26 protein-coding genes and 2 pseudogenes are annotated in these 26,746 nt (G+C 71.2%); 13 read left to right on the plus strand and 15 right to left on the minus strand.

All coding sequences use genetic code 11. From position 1 onward, the window contains the following. Positions 1-3: 3 nt before the first annotated feature. The 3 genes from G3I71_RS05825 to G3I71_RS05835 all read right to left on the minus strand — a co-directional run bounded on the left by G3I71_RS05825 (position 4) and on the right by G3I71_RS05835 (position 1,496). Positions 4-411, minus strand: coding sequence for a YciI family protein (locus tag G3I71_RS05825; RefSeq protein ID WP_164312820.1), 408 nt, complete (start codon positions 409-411; stop codon positions 4-6). A 161-nt stretch (positions 412-572) separates the two neighbouring features. Further along, positions 573-1,034 carry a hypothetical protein gene (locus tag G3I71_RS05830; protein ID WP_164312821.1) on the minus strand — a complete coding sequence of 154 codons (462 nt, stop codon included), beginning with the start codon at positions 1,032-1,034 and terminating at the stop codon, positions 573-575. A gap of 39 nt (positions 1,035-1,073) precedes the next feature. Continuing rightward, the gene (locus tag G3I71_RS05835) at positions 1,074-1,496 is read right to left on the minus strand and encodes a hypothetical protein (protein ID WP_164312822.1); all 423 of its coding nucleotides are present in this window, start codon (positions 1,494-1,496) and stop codon (positions 1,074-1,076) included. A 146-nt stretch (positions 1,497-1,642) separates the two neighbouring features. Here G3I71_RS05835 and G3I71_RS05840 point away from each other — a divergent pair, with 146 nt between their 5' ends. The 3 genes from G3I71_RS05840 to G3I71_RS05850 are packed head-to-tail and all read left to right on the plus strand — an operon-like array spanning position 1,643 to position 7,266. Further along, positions 1,643-3,016 carry a hypothetical protein gene (locus G3I71_RS05840; protein ID WP_164312823.1) on the plus strand — a complete coding sequence of 458 codons (1,374 nt, stop codon included), beginning with the start codon at positions 1,643-1,645 and terminating at the stop codon, positions 3,014-3,016. After that, entirely contained in the window at positions 3,016-4,320 is a 1,305-nt protein-coding gene (locus tag G3I71_RS05845; RefSeq protein WP_164312824.1) for a hypothetical protein, read from the plus strand. Before G3I71_RS05840 ends, G3I71_RS05845 begins: the two co-directional genes overlap by 1 nt. A gap of 3 nt (positions 4,321-4,323) precedes the next feature. Further along, positions 4,324-7,266, plus strand: coding sequence for a hypothetical protein (locus G3I71_RS05850; RefSeq protein WP_164312825.1), 2,943 nt, complete (start codon positions 4,324-4,326; stop codon positions 7,264-7,266). 70 nt (positions 7,267-7,336) lie between these two features. Here G3I71_RS05850 and G3I71_RS50910 read toward each other — a convergent pair. Next, positions 7,337-7,499 (minus strand): annotated as a pseudogene (locus G3I71_RS50910) (LacI family transcriptional regulator); the annotation flags it as partial. Between the two features lie 188 nt (positions 7,500-7,687). On the opposite strand from G3I71_RS50910, the gene G3I71_RS05855 reads away from it, so the two are divergent. Beyond that, on the plus strand, positions 7,688-8,344 hold the full coding sequence (locus tag G3I71_RS05855; RefSeq protein WP_164312826.1) for an ATP-dependent Clp protease proteolytic subunit: 657 nt from the start codon (positions 7,688-7,690) through the stop codon (positions 8,342-8,344). Between the two features lies 1 nt (position 8,345). Beyond that, positions 8,346-8,948, plus strand: a complete 603-nt coding sequence (locus tag G3I71_RS05860; protein ID WP_164312827.1) for a ClpP family protease — start codon at positions 8,346-8,348, stop codon at positions 8,946-8,948. A 19-nt stretch (positions 8,949-8,967) separates the two neighbouring features. Here the strand turns inward: G3I71_RS05860 and G3I71_RS05865 are convergent, their stop codons facing one another. Next, complete coding sequence (locus G3I71_RS05865) at positions 8,968-9,375, minus strand: helix-turn-helix transcriptional regulator (protein WP_164312828.1); 408 nt, start codon at positions 9,373-9,375, stop codon at positions 8,968-8,970. Between the two features lie 96 nt (positions 9,376-9,471). Here G3I71_RS05865 and G3I71_RS05870 point away from each other — a divergent pair, with 96 nt between their 5' ends. Next, positions 9,472-10,248, plus strand: a complete 777-nt coding sequence (locus G3I71_RS05870; protein WP_164312829.1) for a class I SAM-dependent methyltransferase — start codon at positions 9,472-9,474, stop codon at positions 10,246-10,248. A 286-nt stretch (positions 10,249-10,534) separates the two neighbouring features. Next, positions 10,535-11,419 (plus strand): RNA polymerase sigma factor SigF, encoded by an 885-nt coding sequence (locus tag G3I71_RS05875; RefSeq protein WP_164312830.1) that lies wholly within the window; start codon positions 10,535-10,537, stop codon positions 11,417-11,419. A gap of 96 nt (positions 11,420-11,515) precedes the next feature. On the opposite strand, the gene G3I71_RS05880 is transcribed toward G3I71_RS05875, so the two are convergent. Both G3I71_RS05880 and G3I71_RS05885 read right to left on the minus strand, forming a co-directional pair. Then, complete coding sequence (locus tag G3I71_RS05880) at positions 11,516-11,977, minus strand: ATP-binding protein (protein WP_164312831.1); 462 nt, start codon at positions 11,975-11,977, stop codon at positions 11,516-11,518. Positions 11,978-12,081: 104 nt separating this feature from the next. Continuing rightward, the gene (locus G3I71_RS05885) at positions 12,082-13,386 is read right to left on the minus strand and encodes a DUF6777 domain-containing protein (protein WP_343242861.1); all 1,305 of its coding nucleotides are present in this window, start codon (positions 13,384-13,386) and stop codon (positions 12,082-12,084) included. 161 nt (positions 13,387-13,547) lie between these two features. Here G3I71_RS05885 and G3I71_RS05890 point away from each other — a divergent pair, with 161 nt between their 5' ends. Continuing rightward, the gene (locus tag G3I71_RS05890; RefSeq protein WP_164312833.1) at positions 13,548-14,837 is read left to right on the plus strand and encodes a streptophobe family protein; all 1,290 of its coding nucleotides are present in this window, start codon (positions 13,548-13,550) and stop codon (positions 14,835-14,837) included. Between the two features lie 253 nt (positions 14,838-15,090). Here the strand turns inward: G3I71_RS05890 and G3I71_RS05895 are convergent, their stop codons facing one another. The 4 genes from G3I71_RS05895 to G3I71_RS05910 form a co-directional block, all read right to left on the minus strand. Continuing rightward, the gene (locus G3I71_RS05895; protein ID WP_164312834.1) at positions 15,091-16,107 is read right to left on the minus strand and encodes a serine/threonine-protein kinase; all 1,017 of its coding nucleotides are present in this window, start codon (positions 16,105-16,107) and stop codon (positions 15,091-15,093) included. Next, positions 16,107-16,718, minus strand: a complete 612-nt coding sequence (locus G3I71_RS05900; RefSeq protein WP_164312835.1) for a hypothetical protein — start codon at positions 16,716-16,718, stop codon at positions 16,107-16,109. Before G3I71_RS05900 ends, G3I71_RS05895 begins: the two co-directional genes overlap by 1 nt. A gap of 13 nt (positions 16,719-16,731) precedes the next feature. Continuing rightward, positions 16,732-19,083 (minus strand): FHA domain-containing protein, encoded by a 2,352-nt coding sequence (locus tag G3I71_RS05905; RefSeq protein ID WP_164312836.1) that lies wholly within the window; start codon positions 19,081-19,083, stop codon positions 16,732-16,734. A gap of 68 nt (positions 19,084-19,151) precedes the next feature. Next, positions 19,152-19,562 (minus strand): hypothetical protein, encoded by a 411-nt coding sequence (locus G3I71_RS05910; RefSeq protein WP_164312837.1) that lies wholly within the window; start codon positions 19,560-19,562, stop codon positions 19,152-19,154. Positions 19,563-19,894: 332 nt separating this feature from the next. Between G3I71_RS05910 and G3I71_RS05915 the strand changes: the two genes are divergently transcribed. Then, the gene (locus G3I71_RS05915) at positions 19,895-20,191 is read left to right on the plus strand and encodes a DUF1905 domain-containing protein (protein ID WP_164312838.1); all 297 of its coding nucleotides are present in this window, start codon (positions 19,895-19,897) and stop codon (positions 20,189-20,191) included. 26 nt (positions 20,192-20,217) lie between these two features. Here the strand turns inward: G3I71_RS05915 and mgrA are convergent, their stop codons facing one another. Further along, a complete protein-coding gene (gene mgrA / locus G3I71_RS05920) occupies positions 20,218-21,210 on the minus strand; it encodes an L-glyceraldehyde 3-phosphate reductase (protein ID WP_164312839.1) in 993 nt (330 codons plus the stop codon). Positions 21,211-21,329: 119 nt separating this feature from the next. On the opposite strand from mgrA, the gene G3I71_RS05925 reads away from it, so the two are divergent. Beyond that, positions 21,330-22,217, plus strand: a complete 888-nt coding sequence (locus tag G3I71_RS05925) for a LysR family transcriptional regulator (RefSeq protein WP_164312840.1) — start codon at positions 21,330-21,332, stop codon at positions 22,215-22,217. A 54-nt stretch (positions 22,218-22,271) separates the two neighbouring features. Next, complete coding sequence (locus tag G3I71_RS05930; protein WP_164312841.1) at positions 22,272-22,787, plus strand: DUF664 domain-containing protein; 516 nt, start codon at positions 22,272-22,274, stop codon at positions 22,785-22,787. On the opposite strand, the gene G3I71_RS05935 is transcribed toward G3I71_RS05930, so the two are convergent. Beyond that, positions 22,769-23,839, minus strand: a complete 1,071-nt coding sequence (locus G3I71_RS05935) for an adenosine deaminase (RefSeq protein ID WP_164312842.1) — start codon at positions 23,837-23,839, stop codon at positions 22,769-22,771. The two genes, G3I71_RS05930 and G3I71_RS05935, sit on opposite strands and share 19 nt — an antisense overlap. A 42-nt stretch (positions 23,840-23,881) precedes the next feature. Further along, entirely contained in the window at positions 23,882-24,277 is a 396-nt protein-coding gene (locus tag G3I71_RS05940; RefSeq protein WP_164312843.1) for a VOC family protein, read from the minus strand. A gap of 190 nt (positions 24,278-24,467) precedes the next feature. On the opposite strand from G3I71_RS05940, the gene G3I71_RS52235 reads away from it, so the two are divergent. Continuing rightward, on the plus strand, positions 24,468-25,352 hold the full coding sequence (locus tag G3I71_RS52235) for a phosphatase PAP2 family protein (protein ID WP_164312844.1): 885 nt from the start codon (positions 24,468-24,470) through the stop codon (positions 25,350-25,352). After that, positions 25,288-25,668, plus strand: coding sequence for a dienelactone hydrolase family protein (locus G3I71_RS05950; protein WP_164312845.1), 381 nt, complete (start codon positions 25,288-25,290; stop codon positions 25,666-25,668). Before G3I71_RS52235 ends, G3I71_RS05950 begins: the two co-directional genes overlap by 65 nt. Before the next feature lie 128 nt (positions 25,669-25,796). Here G3I71_RS05950 and G3I71_RS05955 read toward each other — a convergent pair. Further along, positions 25,797-26,744 (minus strand): annotated as a pseudogene (locus tag G3I71_RS05955) (hydrolase); the annotation flags it as partial. Between the last annotated feature and the right edge of the window lie 2 nt (positions 26,745-26,746).

Raw genomic sequence — 26,746 nt, forward strand, 5'->3', positions numbered from 1 at the left:
GGGTCACTCCGTGATGGTGGGATGCGCGCCCAGGAACGGACGCAGCTCCAGCCACTCGTGGATCGGCTTCCCGCCCGCCCCGGGGGCGGCCGACAGCTCTCCGGCCAGCTCGACGGCGCGCTCGTAGCTGTCTACGTCGATCACCATCCAGCCGGCGATGAGGTCCTTGGTCTCGGCGAACGGGCCGTCGGTGACCGGCGGGCGGCCCTCGCCGTCGTACTGGACGAAGGTTCCCTCGGGGGCGAGTGCCTGGGCGTCGACGAACTCGCCGGTCTTCTCCAGCTTGGCGGCGAAGTCGTTCATGTACTGCACGTGGTCCGAGATCTCCTGCGGCGTCCACTTGTCCATGGGGATGAAGCCGGCCGGGGTCGGGGCGCCGCGGTAGTGCTTGAGCAGCAGGTACTTGGCCATCGTGGTTCTCCTCGGTGCTGGTGCGACCCATTGTGGCCGCCTTCACTACGGGGACGGAGCCGGGCACGGGTTCTCGACATGGCCGGCCAGGTTTTTCTGTTTTTCTCCGTCAGGCCCCCGGGCACCACCCACCACAGCTCCAGCATCTCGTTCACGCTCACTCAGAACTCCAGGCGGAACAGGTTGCGGGCCGGGTCGACCACGGCGGTGAACCGGAGGCCCACGCGCAGGGCCGGGTCCGACGAGCGCTTCCAGGTCGTTTCGAACGCCCGCACCCCCGGTCCGCTGATCCGCAGACCGACAGCGAGGCCGGCCGACTCGCCGTCGTCCCAGTCGGCCAGGCTGGTGACTTCCGCCGTCGCCGCGACCCCGACGGCGTCGAGCCGCCGGTTGTTCTCCCTCTCGCACTGGGTGTAGCTCCCGAGTGCGAGGCCCACAGGAATACAGAGGACCGTGAACAGGATGCCCCCGAGCAGAAGGCCGGCACCGGCGAAGAAGGTGCCGGCCGGCATGACCGGTCCGCACAGGCACAGCCCTGCGGCGGAGGAGTACAGGACCAGGGCACCGACCGGGCCGATCCTGTCCACCCGTGTCGGATCGGGGCCGTCCGCGCCGTCCGTCATCTCAGGTTCCCGGTCTCTTCGACCCGCTTCCCCTCCGGGTCACGGGGTCACGCCGTCCCCTGCGTAGAGGTAGCCGCCGGGACGGGCGGGGTCGGCGATCAACAGGACCTGGTCGCCAGGGCGGGGTATCCGCAGCTTGGAGACGATGGTCTGGAGGGTGAACCGGTCGGCGGCGCCCGGAGGTTGGAGGACCAGGTCGACGACCGGATCGAAGTTGACCAGCTTGCCGGTGTCGCCGATGGACACGACCGTGGCAGGTATCGTCGGCGCCCCCGCGGCGAGCAACTGCTGTACGTCCAGGCCCGAGTTGTACGCGCCGATCGACTGCTGGACCTTGGCGAAGTCCGACTGGCCGAGGAAGGCGCGCGTGGTCCGGCCGTAGAAACCCTTGCCGCTCGCCACCTTGTCCACGATCTCGGCGGCCCGCTCCTCACGGCTCTTGCGGCGCCCGAAGATTCCCATGGCGTGCTTCCCTTCTCACGATTCTCACGATTCCGACGGTGTCGGTCGCGCTGTCGTTCTGTCCGACGATGTGGACGCTAGGCGGCCCGGAACGCCTACCGATCCCAGGTTCGTACACGTGTTTCCCTCCGGCGTACGCTCCTGACATGCCGCCTTCCAGCCAGCCGACCGGCGAGCGCCGACCGCGCGTCCTGGTCATCGACAACGCCTGGCGCGGCCTCGGCCCGGGGCTCGAACCGCTGAGCGGCCCCGGCGGGGCGCCGCTGACCCGGACGGTCAAGCTGATCGTGCTGCCGCTGATCGTCCGGCCGGCGCTGCGTCCCGAACTCGCGGCGGACTTCCTCGCACCGGCCGGCGCCACGCTCCTCGAAGGGCTGATCCGGGAGTCCGCCGCGCTGCTGGCGGCGACGGCACAGTGGTTCACGCTGCTCAAGAAGGCCCGGCGGGCGCTGGGCGTCGTGGCGGGAAACCCGCAGGACCTCTACTTCCAGCGCTGCTTCGAGCTGGCCACCGAACACGGGACGCCCAGGGCCGGTGCCGACACGATCGCCAGGGCCTTGGTCGAGGAGGTGGCGCACTCCCCCGGCGGACGCACGGTGGACGCGCTCAAGGACCATCTGGCCGACGCCGCCCGGCGCTCACGGCTCGACGCGGAGCTGGCCGCAGCCTGGGAGAGCCGTCCTCCGCCCGCCGACGCGACTGCCGCGACCACGGCTCTCGCGCGGGCCGCCGAGCTTCTCGACGCCTGCGGCGCGCCGGGCCCGGCGGGCACCTCACCGTCGTACACCTCCATGGTCGAGGCAGGTCATGGAGAGCTTTTCGGCCGGGCGCTTTGGGCGTACGCGAGCGGCGTCTGGGGCCGTGACGGTCTGCCGACGCATCTGGGACTGACGGGGCGAAAGATTCCGCCGCGTCCGGAGGTCGGCCGGGGCGCCTCGACGGCCACGCTGGCCGCGCCGCTGGACCGCACGCTCTTCGAGCGGCTGTTCAGCGTGCTGCAGTCGTCGACCCACCGGGGGGAGCTGGCGACGGTGGCGGAACTCGTCGCGAGGGAGACCGGCCGCAGCTGTGCCCCGCTCGGCCTGTACGACGAGAGCCTGCGCGTCGCCGTGGTCCTCGGCGGCCGGCTCGCCGCCGGCCTCGATCCGCTGGGAACCGGGGAAGGCCCGCCGGGGCGGACGGCCGCGCACCGGGCCGTCAACACCCGCTGGCGCCGTGAGGCGTCGGTCCTGCACGCCCGCAGGATGACCGTCTCTCCCCGCCCCGACCCGGACGGCGGCGTCCTGGACGCCCTCGCCCAGGACCTCCGTACCCCGTGGGCCGCCTACATGCGGCGTCTGTGGGTGCGACTGCACGGACGCGACGTCCGCGACGCACCCCTGGGAGATCTCGCGTCGGCCTGGGCGGTCCTCGACGGGGTCGCCCGCTCGGTGATGATGGACCACCGCGCCCGGGTCCGCTCCGCGCTGCGCACCCTGTCGACGGATGCCGCCCCGGCGGCCGAACAGAGGAGCGCGTGATGGCGCCGGGACACGTCGACGTCCGGGTGGCGCGCGGCGCGGACGGCACGATCCGGATCGACGCCGGGCCCGGCCTCCGCCGCGTCGAGGCGTACGGCGATGCCGTCGCCGCGGGCCCCGCCTTCACCCGGGCCGTCCTGGACGTGGCGGGCGCCGTGCTGACCTGGCCCGTCCTCGGCGACCCGGGGATGCCGTCGGCGGAGGTCCATGACGCGGGGCGGGCCCAGCAGTGGGTGTGGGCGCTGTACGGCGAGCGCGTCGCCGCCGCCGTCCACGACTGCGCGGCGGGGCAGGCGGGGCACGCCGACGCGCGGGTGACAGCAGAGGTGACGGCGCTCGCGGGCGCCGCTGCCCGGCTCGGCCTCGGGCACTGGGCGGCCCGGTGGTGGCCGACCTCGTACGCGGACGGCATACCCGCGCTCGAACCCGACCTGCTGGGACTGGAGTTGGCCGCACTCACCCACCGCTGCCAGCAACTGTTCGACGACGAGGGCGACCAGCCCGACGACTGCGTGGACCAACTGATCGAGGAGCACCGGGCCGCCCTCGACCCGCTGATCCAGTGGTGGCGCGCGACGCCGCAGTCGGCTGACGCGGCTCGCCAACTGGAGGGCGTGCTGCGGCTGATCGACGACGCGGCGGACAGCGCCGGACTGGACGGGCCGGCCCTGCGCCACCTCCACTCGTCCCTGGAGGGGCGCGGGCCGGGCGCTGCGCCGGTTGACCTCGGCGCCCTGTTCGCCCGCCGCGCCGGCTACGCACTCGCCGCGGGCGAACAGCTCGTCACGGGCGGCCGGGTGATCGCCCGGGGCTCGGGGGTCAACGACTGGCGCCGCTACCCGCCCGGCTTCGTCGACGCCACCGAGAACGCGGTGTCCTGGACCGCTCGCGCGCTCGGCACACTGCGGCGGATCGAGGTCGAGGCCCTCGCCGACCCCGCCGCACCCACCACCGGCATACCCCTCGTCGCGGAGGTCCAGGTGAACGGCGGTGGCCCGCACCGGGTACCCCTCACCAGGCGCGACGACCTGTGGACCGGCCACTCTGACCTGTCCTCTGATCTGCCGGCCGGGGTTTCGGCGCCGCGTATCGAGGTGGGCGTCCTGCTGCCCGGCTTCGACCCGGGCCCCGGCACACCGGGCGAATCCGACGGCCGTGCCGAGCGTGACGCCGTTCGTGCCCTGGCCCGGCGGCGGCTGGCGGTCGCGGCCCGGCCACCGGCGTACGACGCGTCGCCGCACGGCAGCTGCTCGGCACCGTTCCTCGCCGAGACCGCCGCCACTGCCACCGACGAGGACTACTGACGCATGCGGAACGACGAGGCCGATCAGTCCGTACACGGCGAACAGGGCGACAGCGCAGGCGTGTTGGCGCTGTACGGGGAGCCGTTCGACAGCGGCCTCGCCCTGGCCGAGGAACATCAGCTGGCGGCCGATCTCACGGCCGCGTGCACCGTCTACGAGGAGTTGCTGACCGTCGCGGAGTCCATCGAGGACTCGCCCGACGTGCGGTTTCTGCGGGCGCACCTGCTGTCGAACCTCGCGAGCGTCCGGCTCACCGCCACGGACCTGGCCGGGGCCGAGGACGCCGTCGAGCGGTCCCGCGTCCTGCTCGACGGCGTCGCATCCGAGCCGATGGGACCGCGCGGCCGTCAGCTGTGGCTGGAGGTCCTGCTGAAGACACTGCTCGCCAGGGCCGACCTGCGGCGCAGGACGGGGCGTCTGGACGAGGCACTGGCCTGTCTCGACGAGGCGGCGGCCAGGCTGCCCGAGTTCGACGATCCCGAGGGCCTGCGCGGCGCCGAACTCGGCTCGAACCGGGTGCATCTGCTGATGGAGCGCGGCGAGTGGGGAGCGGCCGAGGAACACGCGACGGCGCTGCTGTCCACCCTGGAGGCGACCGAGCTGGAGACCGTGCCGCGCCTGCTGACCGCCCTCGGCATGATCTGCTCCTCGACCGGCCGGTTCGACGAGGCCGAGGACCACCTCGCCCGCGCGGAGGAGCGCCTCCGGGCCCTGGGGGACATCGGTGAGCAGCACTCGCTGCTCGCGCAACGGGCGCACGTCGCGCTGGACCGGGGCGAACTCGACGTCGCGGAAAGGCTGTTCGCCGAGGCGTCCGCGTTCTTCGAGGGGCAACGGCGGTTCGGAGACCTCGCGGTCTGCGAACAGGCCCGTGCCTTTCTCGCCGGCCGGCGCGGGGACAGTATCGGCGCGGGCGACCTGATGGCGTCGAGCCTGGCCCGGTTCGAGGAACTCGGCGCCTCGATCGCCGCCGCCGACACCATGCTACTGGGCGCCCAACTCGCCTACGAGCAGGGCGACATCATCGAGATGCAACGGCTGGCCCAAGGCGCTCGCGACACCTACCAGGCCCGGGAGGTGTACGAGCGGTGCGCACAGGTCGACCTCATGCTCGCGAGAGCCCTTGAGGACAACCTGAACCGGACGGACCACGGCGACCACGAGACGCTGTCGATCGACAACGCGCTCTCCCTCGCGCTTCCCGCCGCCCTGACCCTCGCTGCGGCACGCTTCGACTTCGCCACCGCCCACGCACGCCATCAGTGGCTCCAACTGGCGGACGAAGCAATGGAGTTGGTATTCCGTCTCGCCGTACGCCGACAGGATCAGGGGCTGCTGTTCGAGCTGGTGGAACACCGCAGTGCGGGCGCCCTGCTGGCCCTGGACCGTACGCCGCCGTCGGCGCCGGACCGCTCGGCGTCAGCCGAAGACACCAAGTCGGTTTTCCCGAGTGCGGCCATGAAGACGTACGCGCACGCCGACGGCCCGATGACCCTCGGCGGGGTGGCGGCGGAGGCCGCTGCCGCCGCCGGACTGCGCGTCGCGCCGCCGCCGAAGGTACGGATGGCAGCGCAGGGAGCCGGACGCGTCGCACTTCAGGAGTACATCGCGGGGGCCGAGTTCCGCTATCACCGGCGGATCGTGACCGACGAAGAGGTCCCGTTCTGGTTCACCGACGACCTGACGAGCCGTCCGGTGGTCCAGGTCCGGCTGGCCGACGCCGGCGACCTGTTCATGACCTGGACGTGGGCCGGCGGCGCCCGGGGGTTCGGTACCGGGCAAGGGCGCGCCGACGAAGTCGACCTGGCGGTGAGGGAGTTGGCCGCCTCGCTGCCGGCGGCGGGCGAGGGAGCGGCGGGGGTGCGACGCGCGTTCGACTCGGGTGCGATGGCGGAGCAAGGGGCCGAGCACCGGCTCGCGCGGATGCTGGCCGAGGCGCTGTGGCCGGAGGGGCTTACGGCACAGATTCGGCAGGTGTCGGAGCGTGCGGGCCGTCCGCTGGTACGGATCCAGCCCTCGCCCCGGGTCGCCCAGGTTCCCTGGGAACTGCTCGCCGTCGACGGCGCCACCGACGAACGGCTCATCGAGCTGGCGGACGTCGTGACCACCACACCGATGTCGTTGCGACGCCAGGCCGCCGCCGCACGCCCGGCGCCGGACGCCGACGCCGATCCCGTGGTTCTCGTCCTCGACCCCCGGATCCCCGGTTTCCGGGCCGACTCTCCGCTCGGTTCCGTCCTGGGACCGCCCGGATCGGACCCGGAGCTGCTGTCCTTCGTGCAGCGGCGGCTCGACGCGGGAGCCGTCGTACCGTCCGTCGCGACCCCGGCGGAGGCCTTCCGCCGCACGGACCTGGACCGGGACTGGCTGAGCGGAGTGCTCCGCAAGGGCGCCCGCAGACTCCTGTATGTCGGACATGTGAGCGGCGCGCCGGTCGAGGGCGGGCAGAGCGAGGACGGCACGCTCCACCTCTGCTGCGGTCCGGAGACCGCCGGCCTGGCCGAACCGGTGCGCGGCCATCGCCCGTTGTCGGCCAAGGATCTCCTGCTGGGCACGCTTCCCCTGCGTGCGGACGGCGAGTCGGGGGCCCGGCTCTGGCCCGCGCCGCCGCGTGTCGCCCTCATCGGGTGCGAGAGCGGCGGCGACCTCCGCTTCGCGGAGTCGTTCGGCCTCGCGACAGCGATGATCCACAACGGTGCCGAACTCGTCACCGCCACCCGGTGGGTGCTGCCGACCAGCTTCGCCTTCCATCGGCTGGCCGGACTGCCCGGGTCCGTACGCCCGCTGACCGAAGCGGTCATCGCCGTCGACACCGCTCACGACCACCCCGACCCCGTGGACCGGCTCGGGCGCTGGCAGCGCGAACGACTCGGCCACTGGCGGGCCGGCGGCCGGATCGAGCACTCGCCCCTGCTGTGGGCGGCCCTCAGCTCCATCACCGTCTGACAGTCGCCGCACGGCTTCACCGCCGAAGGACTCACCGTACGAGAGCGGCGAGGCGTGCCGGGACGGGCTGTCAGCCGTTGGCCGCGGGAGCCGGGGCGGGCCCGGTGCCGGCGCGCAGGGAGATGGGCGGCGCGAGGAGGTGGTGGCGTGGTCTCGCGTCGGGGTGGTCGAGCCGCTCGACGAGTCAGTTCGGCGGCGAGCCGCCCCAGATGCTCGGCCGGCACGTCCGCCGCGAGCGCGGTGTGGTCGAGACCGACCCACCAGTCCGGGCCCTCTGCCGTCAGCGAATCTGCTGCGGGCCGAGAAACCGGCCGCCGGCGTCGAGCCGGACCGAGAGTGGGAAGCGCGGAGTCATCCGCCGCACGAAATCCACGACCCAACACCCACGCTCGATGACTCAACGACTCGACGAGGAGCCCCGATGCCCCTGCTCACCTCCGCCGGTCCCTGGCCGGCGCTGCTGCCCCGGGCCGAGGAGGGCGACACCGCGCCCTCCCGGTTCGACGACCATCTCGCCGCCCAACTGCTCGCCCAGCGCATCGTGTTCCTCGGTACGCAGGTCGACGAGGTCTCGGCGAACCGGATCTGCGTCCAGCTGCTTCTGCTGTCGGCGGAGGACCCGCGCACCGACATCAGCCTGTACATCAACAGCCCCGGCGGCTCGGTGACGGCGGGCCTCGCCATCTACGACACCATGCAGCTGATCCCGAACGACGTGTCCACGCTCACCATGGGATTCGCGGCCAGCATGGGCCAGTTCCTGCTCAGCGTGGGCACGCCCGGCAAGCGGTACGCGCTGCCGAACGCGCGGATCATGATGCACCAGCCCTCGGCCGGTATCGGCGGCACCACCTCCGACATCGAGATCCAGGCGGAGAACCTGGAGTTCACGAAGCGGACCGTCGAGCGGATCACCGCCCAGCACACCGGCCAGAGCGAGGAGACCATCTCGCGGGACGGCGACCGCGACCGCTGGTTCACGGCCGAACAGGCCAAGGAGTACGGCATGGTGGACCAGGTGGTCGGCTCGCTGGCCGACGTACGCCCCGCCGCCTCACGACGACGGATGGGGCTCTGACATGGGTACGTACACGATTCCGAACGTCGTCGAGCGCACCCCGCAGGGTGAGCGGTCGTACGACGTGTTCAGCCGCCTGCTGTCCGAGCGGATCATCTTCCTCGGCACCGAGATCGACGACGGCGTGGCCAACGTCGTGATCGCGCAACTCCTGCATCTGGAGTCGTCGTCACCGGAGCAGGAGATCGCGATCTACATCAACTCGCCCGGTGGCTCGTTCACTTCGCTCATGGCGATCTACGACACCATGACCTACGTACAGGCACCGATCTCGACGTTCTGCGTCGGCCAGGCGGCCTCGACGGCGGCGGTGCTGCTGGCCGGGGGTGATCCCGGGCGCCGGTTCGTCCTCGAACACGCGCGGGTGCTGCTGGGCCAGCCGGCGAGCAGCGGTCACCGCGGCATGGTCTCGGACCTGGCCGTCCAGGCCAGGGAGATGGTCCGCATCCGCGCGCAGGTCGAGGAGGTGCTCTCCCGGCACACGCACCACGACGTGACGACACTGCGCGCGGACATGGACCGCGACAAGGTGTTCACCGCGGCGGAGGCGGTGGCGTACGGCCTGGCCGACGAGGTGGTGAGCCGACGCCTCACCAGCGTGTGACAGGCCCGGACCCGGCCTGCTAGGCAACCAGGCAGAGCCCGTTGTACGGCGCGGAGTTCGTCGTACGCGCGCGGGTACGGGTCCGGGTGTGCCGTGTCAGCTCGCTCTGGGCCAGGGACAGCAAGTCTCCCAGGCCCAGGCCGAGGGCCCCGGCGGCTGCCGCGAGGACCTCCGAGGAGGCTTCCTTGCGGCCCCGCTCCAGCTCGGACAGGTACGGCATGGAGATCCTGGCGGCGTCCGACACATCCTTGAGGGTGCGTTCCTGGGCGAGCCGTTCGCGGCGCAGGACGTCGCCGACCAGGTCGCGGAAGAGCGGTTCCCTGGGCGCGGGCTCCGCCGGGGTCACCGGGGCGGCGGGAGCCGGTGCCGGCGTGGTCCTGGGACGCAGCGGGATCACGCGGGCCTGGTTGGGCGCTTGATTGCTCACCCCCTCAGACTAAAAGCCGTCGCTTCCGAGGGAAGGGGTCGGCATTCTGCCCTGGGTGGAATCACCACAGCGGGACGGACAGGTCGAGGGGCGAACATGCTGCGTGACACATTCGACGAGGCGGCGGAACTGTACGACCGGGCTCGCCCCCGCTATCCCCGGGCCCTCGTGGACGACCTGGCTCGCGCGGCCGGCCTCGGCCCGGGCAGCCGCGTCCTGGAGGTCGCCCCGGGTACGGGCCAGCTCACCGTCCCGCTGGCCACGTCGGGCTGCCGGCTCACGGCCGTCGAGCTGGGCCCGTCCCTCGCGGCCGTGGCCCGGCACAACCTGCGGGTGTTTCCGCTGGCGGAGGTGACGGTCGCCGACTTCGAGCACTGGCCGCTGCCGCCCGAACCGTTCGACCTGGTCGCCTGCGCGACCGCCTTCCACTGGCTCGACCCGGCGGTACGGCTGCCCAGGACGGCTCAGGCGCTCCGGCCGGGCGGGCTGCTCGCGATCGTCACCACACACCACGTCAAGGGCGGCACCGTCGACTTCTTCGAGCGGGTGCAGCGGTGCTACGAGCAGTGGGACCCGGCCACGCCGCCCGACCTGCGACAGGTCGACGAGGCCGACACGGCGACGGACACCGGGGAGTGGGACCGGTCCGAGCACTTCGACGGGGTCACCGTCCGGCGCCATGCCCAGGACATCGCGTACTCCGTCGACGAGTACATCGACGTCCTGCTCACCTACTCCAACCACCGCGCGCTGGACACACCCTCGCGCCACGGCCTGCTCACCGGTATCCGGGACCTGATCGAGACGCGGTACGGCGGCCGGATCACCAAGCGCTACCTGCACGAGCTGATCATGGCGACCCGGGTCTCCTGAGCCGGCCACGAAGCTCTCCGCACCGGACTCCCTAAGCCGATCATTGGAGCAGAGCAGACCGCAATCAGCCCATGATGTCTACGTCGTCACCACGACCGGCCCCGCGATCCTTACTGCCAGGTCAGCGCCCGCGGTTCTGCGGGCTTTCCGCACCTCGTGTCCACCGGTCCCTTGCAGGGAGCAATATTTGTTGCATGTCCTGAGCCCGACTGGGTACGCGCAGTCAGGAACCGTTCCATCGTCCGCAGCTCGCATCCAGATTTTTTCGTGGGAGAGGTAACAGGTAATGGACACCGCCATGATCCGGTCGAAGGCAGAGGTCGTCGTGGACACCGCCGGAGCCAGGACGGGTGACGCCCTGCCCGGAATCCTGGAACCGCGAAAGGTGGCTCCTCGTGACGCGCGGGAGCTGTCCCGCCAGTTCTTCAGGCGCATGAACGAACTCGAAGAGGGCACGCACGAGCACCAGTACGCGCGCAACACCCTCATTGAGATGAACATGTCGCTCGTGCGATTCGCCGCGGGGCGTTTCCGGGGTCGCGGCGACGACATGGAGGACATCGTCCAGGTCGGGATGATCGGCCTGATCAAGGCCATCGACCGGTTCGACCTGTCCCGCGAGGTGGAGTTCACGTCGTTCGCGGTGCCGTACATCGTCGGTGAGATCAAGCGGTTCTTCCGCGACACGACATGGGCGGTGCACGTGCCGCGCCGCCTCCAGGAGCTGCGCGTCGAGCTGGCCAAGGCCCGCGAGGAACTGTCGAGCAGGCTGGACCGCGATCCGACGGTCGCCGAACTCGCCACGCTGATGAACCTGTCCGAGGAAGAGGTGGTCGAGGGTCAGATCGCCTCCAACGGTTACAACTCCTCCTCCCTCGACGCCGCGTTGACCGGTGACGGTGCCGACGACGGCGAGGCGGTGCTGGCCGACTTCATCGGGGTCGAGGAGCACGGGATGCGACTGGTCGAGGACTTCCAGTCACTTGCCCCGCTGCTAGCCGAACTCAGCGACCGGGACCGGCAGATCATCCATCTGCGGTTCGTCGAGGAATCGACCCAGGCGGAGATCGGTGAGCTGCTCGGCTGCTCGCAGATGCATGTCTCCCGCCTGATCAAGCGCATCATCACGCAGCTGCGCGAGGGCATGCTCGGCGAGCTGGACTACGCCTGACACGCGGGTCGGCCTGACCGTCCGGACCGACCGGTGAGTCGGGACCAGTAAGCCTGGTCCCGACTCACCGGTCGGTCCGGTCACCGGTCGGTCCGGTCACTGATCGGTCCGGTTGAGTGGCAGCACGGCCCTGACGTACTTGCCGACCGGTACCCGGCGGGCGGTGACCTCGGACGCGAGTGCGTGAACGATCTCCAGACCGTGCCGGCCGATCCGTTCCGGGTCCCGGGGGTAGCGCAGGGGCAGCGCGGCACTGCTGTCGTACACGGACACCGTCACCGAGGTGTCCGTCCCCTCCAGCTCGAGGACGTACGGGCCGTGACTGTGCCGGTCCGCATTGGTGACCAACTCGCTGACCACCAGAACCAGTTCACCGTCGACACGTTCGTCCGTCGGAGCGCACCACTCCTTCCGCAGCTGCTCGAGGAAGTTCTCGGCGAAGGCGCGTGCCTCCGCGATGCAGCCCGGCTCGCCGGTGAAGTGCGTCGCCCGGCGCAACGGTTCGGCGGGGACGCCGAAACCAGTCGGTATCACTGCTCCGCCCAGATGTTCGATCATGTGGCGCTCTCTCGGTGCCCGGTCCGTCCGGACCCGGTCGCATCACTGCTCGTACCCCGAGTCACGCTCCGCAGTCCCCCCGTTCCCCGGGCCTCCCCTGGACCTCAGGAGGACGGCGAGCTGAACGCCGGCTGGGGCGTCGTCTCGGAGAGGCCGTCGTCGGGCGGTGACAGCGGCGACGCGGGTGCCGAGGAGGGTGGCTGGACGGCCGGGGGCGAGGAGGGGGGCGCACTCGATGTCGGCGGGCAGGGCGTGGCCGACGGGCTCGCGGTGCCCGGTGTGGCCGGTGTGGCCGGTGACGCGGGCGGGGTCGGTGGCCCGGTCGAGACACTGGGTGAGGACACACAGGGCAGCGGTGACTGCGGCGGCAGCAGGCCGGGCGACGCGGACGTCGGCTCCGAGGACGCTGCCGAGGGTGCCGACGAACTCACCGACGGGGTCGGCCGGTCGGCCGGCGGATCGGTCTTCTGGTCGTGCCGGCCCGTGTCGCCCTGGTGGCGGTGGAACCAGTCGCCGCGCTCGGGGTCGTAGACGACGAAGATGTTGATGACCGTGGTGGCGGGCGCCACGACGACCACGTTCGAGGAGCGGTACGAGGGCCACGCGTCGCCCTTCGGGTGCGGGGCGCTCTGCTGTCGTACCGGGTCGGTGAGCGGGTTGCCGCAGGCGCAGCGCACGCGCGGCCGGCCGCGGTCGTCGACCAGGACGGCCGTGCCGGTCTGCAGGACGGCCTGGTAGCTGGTGGCGGCGGCGTCGCGGTAGCCGTGGTTGGTGACGCGGGTGTCCATGCGCAGCTGTACGGGGGTGAGTGAGCGCAGGTAGGCGGGGACCCCGGCGGGCTGGAGGCCGAGGACCGAGGCGAACGCCCCGTTCTTCGCGGGGGCCGTCCCGAGTACCCGGATCTGCTTCTCCACGTCGCAGCTGGCGACCTTGCGGGTGCCGCCGTACAGGCCGGGCGAGGCACCGTCCACGCCCCGTAGGGCGTTCGAGGTGACTGTCGTCGAGACCGTGGCGGTGGGGGTCGTGGCCGGCGGGGCGGAGCTGTCCTCGGCCGTGGACTCGGTGAAGGGGTCGGGGCCCGACTTGTCCGCGGCCTGGAGGAAGACCTCGCCGCTCGCCCGGTCGGTGGTGCCGTCGGAGCGGGTGAGAACGACGATCAGGGCCACGGCGGCCACGACCGAGGTGACGAGCACCGCGATCCGGGGCACCGACCTCCACCATGGCCGGTCGCGCCCGGGACCCGGCCCGGTTCCGGGCCCGCCGCCGGTGCCTCCGCCGCCTCCGATTTCCCCGCCTCCGCCGTCGGCGGGCGGCTGGGACGGTGGTCCCGCGGGTGGCTGGGAGGGGCCCGACAAGGGGCCGGAGGGCGGTCCTGTGGGGCGGCCGGAGGACGGCTGTTCGACGCTCACGGGCTCTTCTTCCGACGTGGGCTCCTGCGGCACTCGAACCGATTTATGCCGCTTTCTTCCACAACATTCCCATTGTGCGCCCTGGTCCCGGGTCGCCCGCAAGCGGACGCCCTTGTTCCTCCCGACAGGCGCACCGCCCGAGAGCTGCTTAGCGTGGCAGGGTGAGCACGCGAACCCCCGCTCCCGTGCCGGTCATCGCCGAGGAGCGGACCGTCTCCCGGCACGGCTGGATACAGGCCCTGGCCGCGGTGCTGACCGGACTGGGTGCCATGGTGCTGACCGCCGGGCTGGGGCTGTGGGCGGCGGGTGCGGGCGATCTGCCGGACGGCGCGTTCCCCCGGGTCGTCGCGGCCACCGTCGTGACAGCGGTCGGCGGCACCGTCGACCTCACGGGCGACGCCGGAGACCTCGCCGAGACAGCGGGCGGCCTGACCGTGATGCCCCTGTCGGTGACGCTGATCGGGGCGCTGGTGACCGGCGCGGGGTTCCTGCGCCCGCTGCGGCACCGGGCCGTCGCCGGAGCTCCCGAACTGGCCGGCTGGGCGGCGCGCATCGCCGTCCTGTGGCTGCTGGGCCTGGGAGGTCTGGCGTTCGCGGCCCGCCAGACCTTCGCGGTCTCGCTGGGCGACGGAACGCTCGCCGACATCGGCGACGTCTTCGGGGCCTCACCGAGGATCGGCTTCACGACCGACGTACCGCTGACACTCCTCGCCGGCCTGCTGTGGCTGGCGGGCGTACTGACACTGGCCCTGCTGGTCTCCCGTGGTGCACCGCTGCCCGCGCGTCTGCTGCGCTTCCAGGAGTCGGTACGTCCGGCCGCGTACGCCATGGTCGTGCTGCTGCTCGCCTTCGTCGCCCTGGGGACCGTGATCGGGCTCGTGGTGGCGGTGACGCGCGGGCAACCCGCGCAGTCGCTCGCGCTGGTCCTGCTGGGCATGCCGAACCTGGTCTGGCTCGCCCTCACCACCGGCCTGGGTGCCACCTGGGAGGGGCGCGTCGACGGTCCCTTCGGGCTGCCGATGCCGCACGTTCTCGACGAGGTGCTGCGCACCCCGGACACCGCCACGCTCAACCTGGACACCCTCTCCGGCTTCGACGGCAGGGTGTGGTGGCTGGTGGCCGTCGACGCGGCGCTGCTGCTGGCCGCCGCGTTCCTGATGGCGGCGCGCTCACCGGCCCGGATGCGGGCCTGGCAGCACGCCGTGCGCATGGCGGTCGCGCTCGCGCTGACAGTCCTGATGATCTGCCTGATCGGCCGGATATCCGCCCGCTTCGGCCTGTCCGTACTCGGCGTCGGCGACCTCGGCGGCAACCTCTCCGGCAAGCTGTTGCTGAGCCCGCAGCTGTGGGGTGCGCTCGGTCTCGCCCTGCTGTGGGGACTGGCCACCGGGTTCCTGGGCGCACTCTTGGCACGGCGGGTGCACCGGCGGGGCGCGGTCGAAAACCGTTAGGCCGGGTCCGACTGCCGCGCGGACGTGACCCGGTATGCGTTCCGGCACGTGAGCGCCGGGGAACATCGGAGACGGGGACGGCCAAGTTATACGCGCCCGTGTACTGTCCGCCCGCCACGATGCCCGAGACCTTTGGAACAGGCGAGGCACGGCACGCTCCCCTGCGACGACGAGGCGCCACCGCTCTCCTCCGGCCTACAGTCGCCGAGCAATTTCCGGCGCCAACTGCGCTATACCGAGGGCCTGTTGCGGGTTACCCCGGCCGCCGGTGGCCCTGTCGGGTGAACACCGGGCGGGCCCAGGCCGGCGGCCTCGGTGGTCGTTCCTCGGCGGTCTCGGGCAGTCGGACCACCTGGGTGGGCGCGTGATCCGCGTGCACGGGTCCTGTCGAGGCCGTGCGGAGGGCGGCGACGAAGTCGAGGCAGGAGTCGTAGCGGTCGTCGGGGCTCTTGGCGAGGGCCTTCGCGAACACCGGGTCGACGCCGGCGGGGAGTTCGGGGCGCTGTTCGGTCAGCGGTGGCGGCTGGTCGTACTGGTGGGCCCACAACAGGGCCATGTCGTCGTCGCGTTGGAAGGGCGGGCGGCCCGCCAGGATCTCGTGGACGACGCACGCGAAGCCGTAGACGTCGCAGCGGCCGTCGACCGGTCGCCCCGAGATCTGCTCGGGCGACACGTAGTCGAGGGTGCCGACGAACTGGCCGACGGTCGTGAAGCCGGTGAGCGACAGCGACTTCTTCGTCAGTCCGAAGTCGGTGAGGTAGACGTGCTCGGGGTGGTCGGTGTCGGTGCCCCGGGCGACCAGGATGTTGCCGGGTTTGACGTCCCGGTGGACCAGTCCGTGCTCGTGGGCGGCGTCGAGCGCCGAGGCGACCTGAGCGGCGATGCGGAGGGCGACGGGGAGCGGCAACGGGCCTTTGCGGTCGAGGAGATGACGCAGGTCGCTGCCTTCGACGTAGCGCATGGCGATGTACAGGATGCCGTCCGTCTCGTCGGCCTCGAAGACCGGGACGATGTGCGGATGGTCGATCGCGGCGGCCACCCGCGATTCATGGGTGAAGCGTTTGCGGAAGGTGTCGTTGCGGGCGAGTTCCGGGGCGAGGAGTTTCAGGGCTACGGTCCGGTCGAGCCGCAGGTCCTTGGCCCGGTAGACGACGGCCATGCCACCACGGCCGATCTCCTCCTCGACGCGGTAGCCGGCGATCTGCGTCCCGAGCAGGTCGGAGGGCCGTCCCGCGTGCGACCGCGTGTCGTGGTCCGGGTCGCGTGCCATCAGCCGCTGCCGATTCCGCTGCCGCCGTCCCTGACGACCTGGGTGGGCGCGTGGCCCAGGTCGGGCACCACCTGGGTCGGCTCCCGCGCGGGGGCGGCGGGTTCCCGATCGGCGGCGTAGGTGCTCAGCCGGGTGCCGTCGGTGTACACCCAGCGCTCGTGCTCGGCGTCGTACAGCCACACGGACTCGCCGTCGACGACGATCCCGATCCGCTGGCCGCGCGTACGGCCCCGGAACGACTCCCGGTCGAGTGCGCCCCCGGTCAGCTCCTCCACGGCGCCGCGGTACCGGGCCAGCGCCTCTTCCGCGCGGGCCAGCAGGGGGCGCGGGTCGGCGGTGCGGGCGAGCGGGGCGGCGGCGGCGGGCGGATCCTGCGGTACGGCGACCAGGAGCCGTCCGTCGACCCAGGCGGACCAGCCGTTCGCGCACCGGACGTGCCCCCAGTCGCCGCGCCGTTCGACCAGTTCGACCGGCAGCAGCGCGTCGAGGGGCACGGTGGGCCGGGACGGGTCGGGCGCGTCCCAGGCGGCCAGGCCGTCCTGCGGGACGACGTGCGTGGGCCGGAATCCGGAGATCTGGTATCCGGAGATCCGGTATTCGGCGGACGTCATCTCACCCACCCCTCTACTTCCGCATGACAGCCGGTTCGTGCCGCCGCAGCAGCCGGAGGACCACGTACCCGAAGACCACCGACAGCACGACCAGCATCCCCGCGTTGAGCAGCCAGACCGCGGCCGAGTGTTCGAACAGCGGGTCGCCGGTCAGTTCGCCGGGGACGATCCGCGACAGTCCGATCGTGCCCGCCATCGCGCCGAGCGCCCACCGCGAGGGCACCAGCCAGGCGAGCTGCTCGATGCCGGGGACGCCGTCGAGTTTCAGCAGGGCCCCGCAGAACACCACCTGGACGATGGCCAGCAGCACGAGCAGCGGCATCGTCACCTCCTCCTTGCTGACGAGCGCGGAGACCAGCAGGCCGAGCATCATCGCCGTGAAGGAGAGCAGCGCGACGGCGACCGTGAGCTCCACGAGGGGTGGCATCAACACGCCTTTCCCGCCGGGTGTGTTGAGGTCGACGCCGAGCAGGGCGACGAGGGTCAGCACGACGGCCTGGGCGACGGTGACCGTCCCGAGGACAACGACCTTCGACATCAGATACGCCGATCTGGACAGGCCGACGGCCCGTTCACGCTGGTAGATCACGCGTTCCTTGACCAGTTCGCGCACGGCGTTGGCCGCACCGGTCAGGACGCCGCCGACGCACAGGATGAGCAGCGCGTTCATCGCCGTCTCCTGGGTGAGCCGGCTGCCGGCGAGCGCCCGGGCCATCGCGCCCATCACGAACGGCAGCGCGACCATGATGGCGAGGAAGGTGCGGTCGGCGCTCAGCGCGGCCGTGTAGCGGCGGACCAGGGTGCTCAGCTGGGCGCCCCAGCTCTGCGGCTTGGGCGGGGGCGGGGCGGCGTCGACCGGGCCCGACCTCGCCAGCCGGGGCTGGGCGGACGAGTTGACGATGTACTGCCCGTGGAACGGTGAGGCGCGGTACTCCCCCGCCCAGTCCCGTTCCTGGTCGCGCTCGAAGGCCTCGAACGCCTCGGGCCACTGCTCGTACCCGAAGTAGGCGAGAGTGTCCTCGGGCGGTCCGTAGTAGGCGACCTTGCCGCCGGGCGCGAGGACGAGCAGCCGGTCGCAGACGTCGAGGCTGAGCACGCTGTGGGTGACGACGATGACGGTCCGGCCGTCGTCGGCGAGACCGCGCAGCATGTGCATCACCGAGCGGTCCATCCCCGGGTCGAGGCCCGAGGTCGGTTCGTCGAGGAAGAGCAGCGACGGCTTGGTGAGCAGTTCCAGGGCCACGCTGACCCGCTTGCGCTGTCCGCCGGAGAGGCTGTGCACGGGCTGGTGGAGGCGCTGTTCCAGGCCGAGTTCGCGCACCACCTCGTCGACGCGGGCCCGTCGTTCCGTCTTCGCGGTGTCCTGCGGGAAGCGCAGTTCGGCGGCGTAGGTGAGGGCTCCGCGCACGGTCAGCTGGGCGTGCAGGATGTCGTCCTGCGGGACCAGGCCGATGCGCTGGCGCAGTTCCGCGTAGTCGCGGTAGAGGTCGCGCCCGTCGTACAGCACCGTGCCGTGGTCGGCGGGGCGCTGGCCGGTCAGGGCGTTGAGGAGGGTGGACTTGCCTGCGCCGCTGGGTCCGACGACCGCGAGCAGGCACTTCTCCCCCACCGGGAAGGACACGCCCTCCAGGAGCGTCTTGCGGCCGTGGTCGACGGCGACGGTGAGGTCCTGGACGTCGAGGGAGACCTCGCCGGTGTCGACGTACTCCTGGAGCTGGTCGCCGACCAGGCAGAACGCGGAGTGGCCCACGCCGACGATGTCACCGGGAGTGACGATCGCCCGGGCGACGGGCGTGCCGTTGAGGAACGTGCCGTTGTGGCTGCCGAGGTCGACGATCTCGTACGTCCCGTCCGGGTGGGCGCGCAGTTCGGCGTGCCGGCGGGAGACGACGAGGTCGTCGACGACCAGGTCGTTGTCGGCGCCACGGCCGATGCGGACGGTGCGGGCGGACAGTGGCCGGACGGTGGTGGGCTGCCGGAAGGTGCCGGTCAGGGAAGGCATCGAGACTCCGGCGACCGCCGAGGGGCGTTCGCGGGCCGGCGGGGGCGGGCTGACGAGGACGGCGCGCGGTCCGTCGCCGGGACTGCCGAAGCGCAGAACGCTGCCGGGTCCGACGTCCCGTTCGTGGATGCGCAGGCCGTCGGCGTATGTACCGTTCGTGCTGTTCTCGTCCTCGACCGTCCAGTGGTCGGCCTCGGGCCGCAGCACCGCGTGGTGCCACGAGACCCGGGCGTCGTCGATGACGATCTCGCTGAGAGGGTCGCGTCCGACGTGATAGTCGTGGCCCGGACTCATCACCGTGGAGCCCGTCTCCGTCTCCAGGACGAGTTCGGGCGCCGTCGGCGCGACCGAGCGGTCTACCATGCCCAGAATTCTAGCTATTCGTCCGCATATACGCCCGGCCAGCCTCGGGACGCCGAAGGCCTCGGCGACTATGCGACCGGTATGACCAGTGCCGGGTTGGTCCGCTGCATCCGCAGCGCGTCCACGGACTCGGCGAGCAGTTCGTACTCGGCGGTCTCGTCGTACGTGGCGATCCGGACGAGCCTGCCGCCCGCCAACTCATTGGCGACCAGCTCCTGTTGGTACGGGTCCATGGACCAGGTGCGCAGCAGGCGGGGCACGTCGGGCACGGTGGCGGCCACCGGGATGAGCGCGTTCGGGGGGAAGTACGGTTCGTCGGGCTGCGGATCGAGCCGTTCGGCGATCCAGTTCGCCCGGTCCCGCAACCACCACAGAGCCAGCGCGAGGGTGGGTGCGCGATAGGTACCCAGCGGTACGCCGATACGTCGGCCCGCACACACTCCGTACGCCGTGACATGGCAAAGGAACTCGTCGTGCACGATCTTTCCCCCGATCGCCTGCCGGCCGTGCCTCGCTTTCCCTGCGACTCGCTCGCTGTGCGCGTTGGTGCTGGTCACTCGATGGTCACTCAGTGGTGCAGTGTTCTACCACTTGAGTATCTTCACTATTGACACTCTGTCACCACGCCTTTCCAGCCAGTTTCCAGGCTTTCTCCTGGCATATTCCTGGCAGGTATGGACCGGAATCCGACGGGACGGCCTCTCGCCCCGTCGGCAGATCTCCGGAGATTCGCGATGATCGCGGGATTCGCGATGAGTTTTCCGCTTCCCAGTGGTCTCTTTAGCGAAGACCACTGGAAATGGAGGGCCCCATGGCCACCAGCGGAAAAGTCGACACCATCGACGCCGAATTCACAGCCGTACTGCGCAAAAGCCCGGACCCCGGGGGCTGGACCTACCTGGTCTGGCCGGAATCCGCCACGTTCTTCGGTACCCGCGGCCTGGTCAAGGTCGGCGGGACGATCGACGGGCACCCTTTCCGCAGTTCGTTCATGGCGCTGGGCGACGGCACCCACAAACTCCCCGTGAAGGCCGAGATCAGGAAAGCCATCGGAAAGAATGAGGGTGACACCGTGACAGTACGGCTGGCGGAGCGGCTCCGTTCATAACGGGGCGAGGAAAGATCGGGAAGAGATCAGGCCTTGATGACCGCGTCGATCCGGGCCAGCTCCTCGTCGGAGAACTCCAGGTTGTCGATGGCCGCGACGCTGTCCTCCAGCTGCCGCGGGCTGCTCGCGCCGACCAGGGCCGAGGTCACCCGGCCGCCGCGCAGGACCCAGGCCAGGGCCAGCTGGGCCAGGCTCTGGCCGCGGGACTTGGCGATGTCGTCGAGGGCGCGCAGCTGCTGCACGAGGTCCTCGGTGATCCGGTCGGAGTTGAGGAAGGGGCTGTCGCTCGCCGCCCGCGAGTCCGCCGGGATGCCGTCGAGGTAGCGGCCGGTGAGCAGGCCCTGCTCCAGCGGGGAGAAGACGATGGAGCCGACCTGGAGCTCGTCCAGCGCGTCGAGCAGCCCCTCGTCCTCCGGACGGCGGTCGAGCATCGAGTAGCGGGGCTGGTGGATCAGGAGCGGGGTGCCCAGCTCGGCCAGGATGCGGGCGGCCTCCCGGGTCTGCTCCGCCGAGTAGTTCGAGATGCCGACGTAGAGCGCCTTGCCCTGCTGGACCGCCGTGTGCAGGGCACCCATCGTCTCCTCCAGCGGAGTCTCCGGGTCCGGGCGGTGCGAGTAGAAGATGTCGACGTGGTCCAGGCCCATCCGGGTCAGGCTCTGGTCGAGGGAGGACAGCAGGTACTTGCGCGAACCCCACTCGCCGTACGGGCCCGGCCACATGAGGTAGCCCGCCTTGGTGGAGATCACGAGTTCGTCGCGGTACGGGGCGAAGTCGGCCCTGAGGGCCTCACCCAGCGCGGACTCGGCGGCGCCGGGCGGCGGGCCGTAGTTGTTGGCCAGGTCGAAGTGGGTGACGCCGAGGTCGAAGGCGCGGCGCAGGATGGCCCGCTGGGTGTCGACCGGACGATCGGGGCCGAAGTTGTGCCACAGGCCGAGCGACAGCGCGGGGAGCTTCAGGCCGCTGCGTCCGGTGCGCCGGTAGGGCATGTCCGCGTAACGGTCGGTGTGTGCGGTGTACAACGCGACTCCAGAAGGGTTGGCACGGTGGATGTGATCAGTCTGGTCCCACTCTTCCCCCGGAGCCGGGCAGTGGTCCAACAGGAGAATCCGATGGAATTCAGCGGATAGGCTTCTCAATCATGGAACTACGCCACCTCCAGCACTTCGTCGCGGTCGCGGAGGACCAGCACTTCACCCGGGCCGCCGAACGCCTGATGGTGTCCCAGTCGGGCCTGTCGGCCTCGATCCGCGCACTGGAGCGGGAGCTGCAGACCCCGTTGTTCGTGCGTACCACCCGCCGGGTGACGCTCACCGAGGCGGGGCGGGCACTGCTGGGCGAGGCCGAGCGCATCCTGGCGGGGGTGCGGGCGGCGCACGACGCCGTGGCCGCCGTACAGGGCGTGCTGCGCGGGACGCTCTCGCTGGGCGCGGAGCAGTGCATCGGCGGGGTGGATGTCGCCGGGCTGCTGGCCGCGTTCCGGCGGCGTCATCCCGATGTGGAGATCCGGCTGCGTCAGGCGGGGTCCGAGGCGATCGCGGACGAGGTCGCCGCCGGGCGGCTCGACCTGGCCTTCGCGATCCGCACCCGTAAGGACTCCGACCAGCTGCGTTCCGTACCCCTCAGCAGTGAGCCGATGACCGTGCTGTGCCATCCGAGCCATTCGCTCGCCCTCGCGGGCGCGGTGACTCCGGAGGAGCTGGGCGGGGAGGCGTTCGTCGACTTCCATCCGGACTGGGGGCCGCGCCGGATCACGGACGAGGTGTTCGCCGCCGCGTGCGTACGGCGGACCGTGGCGCTTGAGGTCAACGACGTGCACAGTCTGCTGGACCTGGTCGGGGAGGGGCTCGGCGTCGCGGTGGTGCCCCGCCACTTCGCCCACAAGCGCGCGGCTCTGGCCGCGCTGCCCGTGAAGGGCACCGGCGAGACGGTGTACGAGACGGTCGCGATGCTGCCGCCGCCGCAGGCGACGAGTCCGGCGGCCCGGGCGCTGATGGAGCTGCTGGAGCGGCCCGAGCGGCAGGGCTGATACGCGTGTCCTGTTCCTGATGCCATAGGCACCGCGGTGCCTATGGTGGGTGGCATGGATGCCAAGGACGTTCTCATCGACGCGTACGGCCGGATCCAGGAAGAGGTCCACAACGCCCTGGACGGTCTGTCACCGGACGACCTGTGCGCCCGGCCCGCCCCCGACGCCAACTCCGTCGCCTGGCTGGTCTGGCATCTCACCCGGGTCCAGGACGACCATGTCGCCGACGCGGCCGGCTTCGACCAGGTCTGGCTGAGCGAGGGCTGGGAGAAACGGTTCGGGCTGGGACTGGAGCCCGGCGACATCGGCTACGGCCACAGCGCGCGGCAGGTCGCCCGGGTGCGGGTGGAGTCGGGCGACCTGCTGCTCGGCTACTACGACGCGGTGCACGCGCAGAGCCTCAAGTTCCTGCGGGGCCTGACCGCGGGCGACTTCGGGCGGATCGTCGACGAGCGCTGGGACCCGCCGGTCACCCTCGGCGTACGGCTCGTCAGCGTCCTGGCCGACGATCTTCAGCACGTCGGCCAGGCCGCTTATCTGCGGGGACTGCTTCAGAGCGCCGAGGCGTAGCCCGGCAGGACGACATCCTCGATGAGGGCGTTGCGCTCCTCGAACGGGATGAACGCGCTCTTGACCGCGTTCACGGTGACCGTGCGCAGGTCCTCGACCGTCCAGTCGGCCTCCTCGACGAGGAGGGACATCTCGCGGGTCATCGTCGTGCCGGAGACCAGCCGGTTGTCGGTGTTGAGGGTGACACGGAAGCCCAGGTCGCGCAGGGCGGTGATGGGGTGCTCGGCGATCGACTTGGCGGCGCCCGTCTGGAGGTTGGAGGTCGGGCACATCTCCAGGGCGATCCGGCGGTCGCGCACCCAGCGCGCGAGATGGCCGAGCTTGCCGTCCACGATGTCCTCGGTGATGCGGACGCCGTGGCCGATGCGCTGGGCGCCGCAGACCTGGAGGGCCTGGTGGATGCTGGGCAGGCCGTGGGCCTCACCGGCGTGGATGGTGAACGGCACGCTCTGGCTGCGCAGGTGTTCGAAGGCGGCGAGGTGGTCGGCGGGCGGGAAGCCGTCCTCGGCGCCCGCGATGTCGAAGCCGACGACACCGGCGTGCCGGAAGGCGACGGCCAGGTCGGCGGCCTCACGGACGCGGTCGAACATGCGCATCCCGCACAGCAGCGTCCCGACCCGCACCGGGGTGCCCGCGGCGGCGGCCTTCGCCATGCCGGCCGCCAGGCCCTCCTGGACGGTCTCGACGACCTCGGCGAGGGTCAGGCCGCCGTTCACGTTCAGTTCGGGGGCGTAGCGCACCTCGGCGTAGACGACGCCGTCCTCGGCGAGGTCGAGGACGTATTCCTCGGCGGTGCGCAGCAGGCCCTCGCGGGTCTGCATCACGGCGAGGGTGTGCTCGAAGGTGGCTATGTAGCGCACCAGGTCACCGGAGTTGGCGGCCTCGTAGTACCAGGCGGCCAGTTCGTCCGGGTCGGTGGTGGGCAGGGTGTGGCCGACCTCGGCGGCGAGCTCGACCAGGGTGGCGGGGCGCAGGCCTCCGTCGAGGTGGTCGTGCAGCACGGCCTTGGGGAGGCGGCGGAGGGTGGCGGTGTCGACGGGGGACGCGCTCATGTGCGGTGTTTCCTCGGCAGGTGGTGGTGCGGTGGGATGGGTCTAGGCGGTGGGGGGCTGGAGGAGGTCCCAGCGGTTGCCGTACAGGTCCTGGAAGACGGCCACCGAGCCGTACGGCTCATGGCGCGGCTCCTCCAGGAAGATCACGCCGGCGGCGGTCATCCGGGCGTGGTCGCGGGCGAAGTCGTCGGTGTGCAGGAAGAAGCCGACGCGTCCGCCGGTCTGGTCGCCGATCCGGGAGCGCTGTCCCTCGTCCTTGGCCCGGGCGAGAACCAGACCGGTGCCCGCCTCTCCGGCGCCCGGCTCGACGACGACCCAGCGGGAGCCGTCCGGGCGCGGGGTGTCCTCGGCGAGCCGGAAGCCGAGCGCGTCGGTGTAGAAGCGGATCGCCTCGTCGTAGTCGCCGACGACGAGGGTGACCAGGGCGATGCGTCTCATCGGCTCTCCTCGGACTCTCGGGGGGGGTGGTGGCGCGGTGGACTGTCCGGCCGGCCTGCGAATCACGTGCGGTTGACGGGTGAGGTTATACGTAACACGCCACGTGTGTCACCTCCGTGCCCGCACGTGTGATCTGCTCCGCATCCGCGGGTCCCGGGAACGATCGCCGGGGCGTGATCGTCGAGCAGATGTGAACCGTGAGCGTGCCGTGGCGAGGGCCGGCTCTCCTGCGCTGGGGAGCCTGGTCGCTTTCGTGCTGCTGACGCTGCTCGCCGTCACGGTCGTGGCGCGGGGCGGCGGCACCCTCTTCGGCGACCGCGACCTGCTGGAATGGTCGCTCGCCCACCGCCCGGACCTGGCCGTCACCCTCGCCCGTGTGGTGACCCACACCGGCACGGGCTTCGTTCCGTACGTCCTGGTCGCCCTGGCCGGGTTCCTGCTCGGCCGGACGGCACGGCAGCGGATCCAGGCAGCCGCCGCCTGTCTCGTTTGCCTGGTCACCGCCCAGGCGGTCCGGTTCTCGGCGATGGCGCTGCTGTCCCGGCCCCGGCCCGACACGGCGCTCTGGGCGACGGACGCCGGCCACTGGTCGTTCCCCTCGGGCCACACCACCACGTCGGCCATCACCGCCGGACTGCTCGTCCTGGCCGTCCGGACACGGGCGCCGCGCGGCCGGTACCTGATCGTCGCCGTGATCGGTTGCTGGGGTGTGCTGGTCGGGCTGACCAGGGTCTATCTGGGCGTCCACTGGTTCTCGGACGTGGTCGGCGGCTGGTTGTTCGCCGTGTGGTGGCTGGGCCTTGTGGCGTACGGGGTGTCGCGCTTCGCGCCGGACTCGTGGGCGGAGGTGCTGGGCGGCGACAGGACCCTGCGGCCGGGGGTGATGCTGTTGCCCGGTATACCGGGGCCGGGATCAGAGGTCCGACTCATCCACGGCAAGGTGGGGATCGCGTCGGAGTCCGACTGCGGCGCACCCCCACCGGGTGCTGTCCTTCCCGGAGTTGAGCACCATGTCCGAGCCGCCGCAGCCGACCGGATTCCTCTCCCGCCAGAACGTGACGTTTCCCAGCGCTGACACCACCGCGCACGGCTACCTGGCACTGCCGCCGTCCGGCAGCGGACCCGGCGTGATCCGGGGCGGGCTGCCCGGCTTCTCCGGCCTCAAGGCCGAGGTGCTGGGCCACTACGGCGAACTCGACGAGAGCATCCCGGTGGAGAGCCTGGACCGGCTGCGCGAGGCCATCGAGGAACAGTCCGATATCACCCCGGACCCGCGCGTCCACCCGGCCTACCACGCCTTCTTCAACGACTCCCGCCCGGTGTACGACGCCGAGTCGGCGACCCGGGCGTGGGAGAGCACGGTGCCGTTCCTCAAGGAGCAGGTGCGCTGAACGCCGGTGCGCTGAGCATGAGTGGCCGACGCGAGGGAGGGCGGGCGGGCGGGCCGGGGATGGTTTCCCTCGGCCCGCCCTGACCTTTTCGGTCCTGTACGTCAGTTCAGTTCCGCTCCCCTGCGTCAGCCGCTCGCGCCCGCGAGCCAGGCCGTGGCGTTGAGGGCGAGGGGCGCGTTGGTGGCGCCGGTGTCGTTCCAGCCGTCGTACAGGGTGTTGCCGGACTGGCCGGTGCCGTCGTCGATCGGGGAGCTGTCGCCCCAGAACGCGATCCGGCCGCTGCCGAAGGTGCTGGTCAGGAAGAAGGCGCCGGTGTTGCCCGAGTACCCGGAGCGGTAGAGCAGACCCTTCACGGCGGAGTTGTCGGCGGGCTTGAGGGTGGCCGTCGTACCGCTGGCGATGAGGCTCTTGGTGACCGTCCCGAAGGTGCCGTGCAGGACCGGGTTCGACGCGGCGGTGATCGCGGCCGGGTAGCCGGAGCTGATGCTCAGGGAGTCGATGGAGAAGCCGAAGGGGTCGGTGGAGTCGACGCTGTTGTTGGTCATCAGGTCGTTGAGGATCTCGACGGCGTCCTCACCGTCGTTGTTGCGGTCGGCCCCGGTGTGGTCGGAGATCATGAAGAGGCCGCCGCCGTTCTGGACGAACTTCATGATCGCGGTCTTCTCGGCGGTGGTGAAGAGCGTGTTGGGCTCGGGGAGCACCAGTGTGTCGAAGTTCGACAGGTCGGTCGCCGTGGAGCCCCCGTAGGCCAGGCTGGAGCCCGAGGCCAGCGTCTTGAGGCTGTAGTCGCCGGTCTTCTGGAGAGCGACGCCCCAGGAGGAGAGCGCGCCGGTCCAGTCGGTCTCGCCGGAGGGGGCGGAGTCCTCGGAGAGCGGGTCGGGCTGGCTCTTGGAGATGATCCAGTCGGCGTTGCCGGCCGTCTCGGCGTGGGCGTTGTCGAAGAGGATTCGGTGGGGGGTGGCCGCGGTCGCGGTGGTTGCGGCGGCGGTGGCCTGGACGGCGGCGCCGGTGGCGATCAGGCCGAGCACTGCCAGGGCCGAGGTGAATCTGTGGCGGGACCCGGTGATGGCGTACATCT

Origin of the sequence: Streptomyces sp. SID12501 (assembly GCF_010550245.1) — a bacterium.
GTDB lineage: Bacteria > Actinomycetota > Actinomycetes > Streptomycetales > Streptomycetaceae > Streptomyces.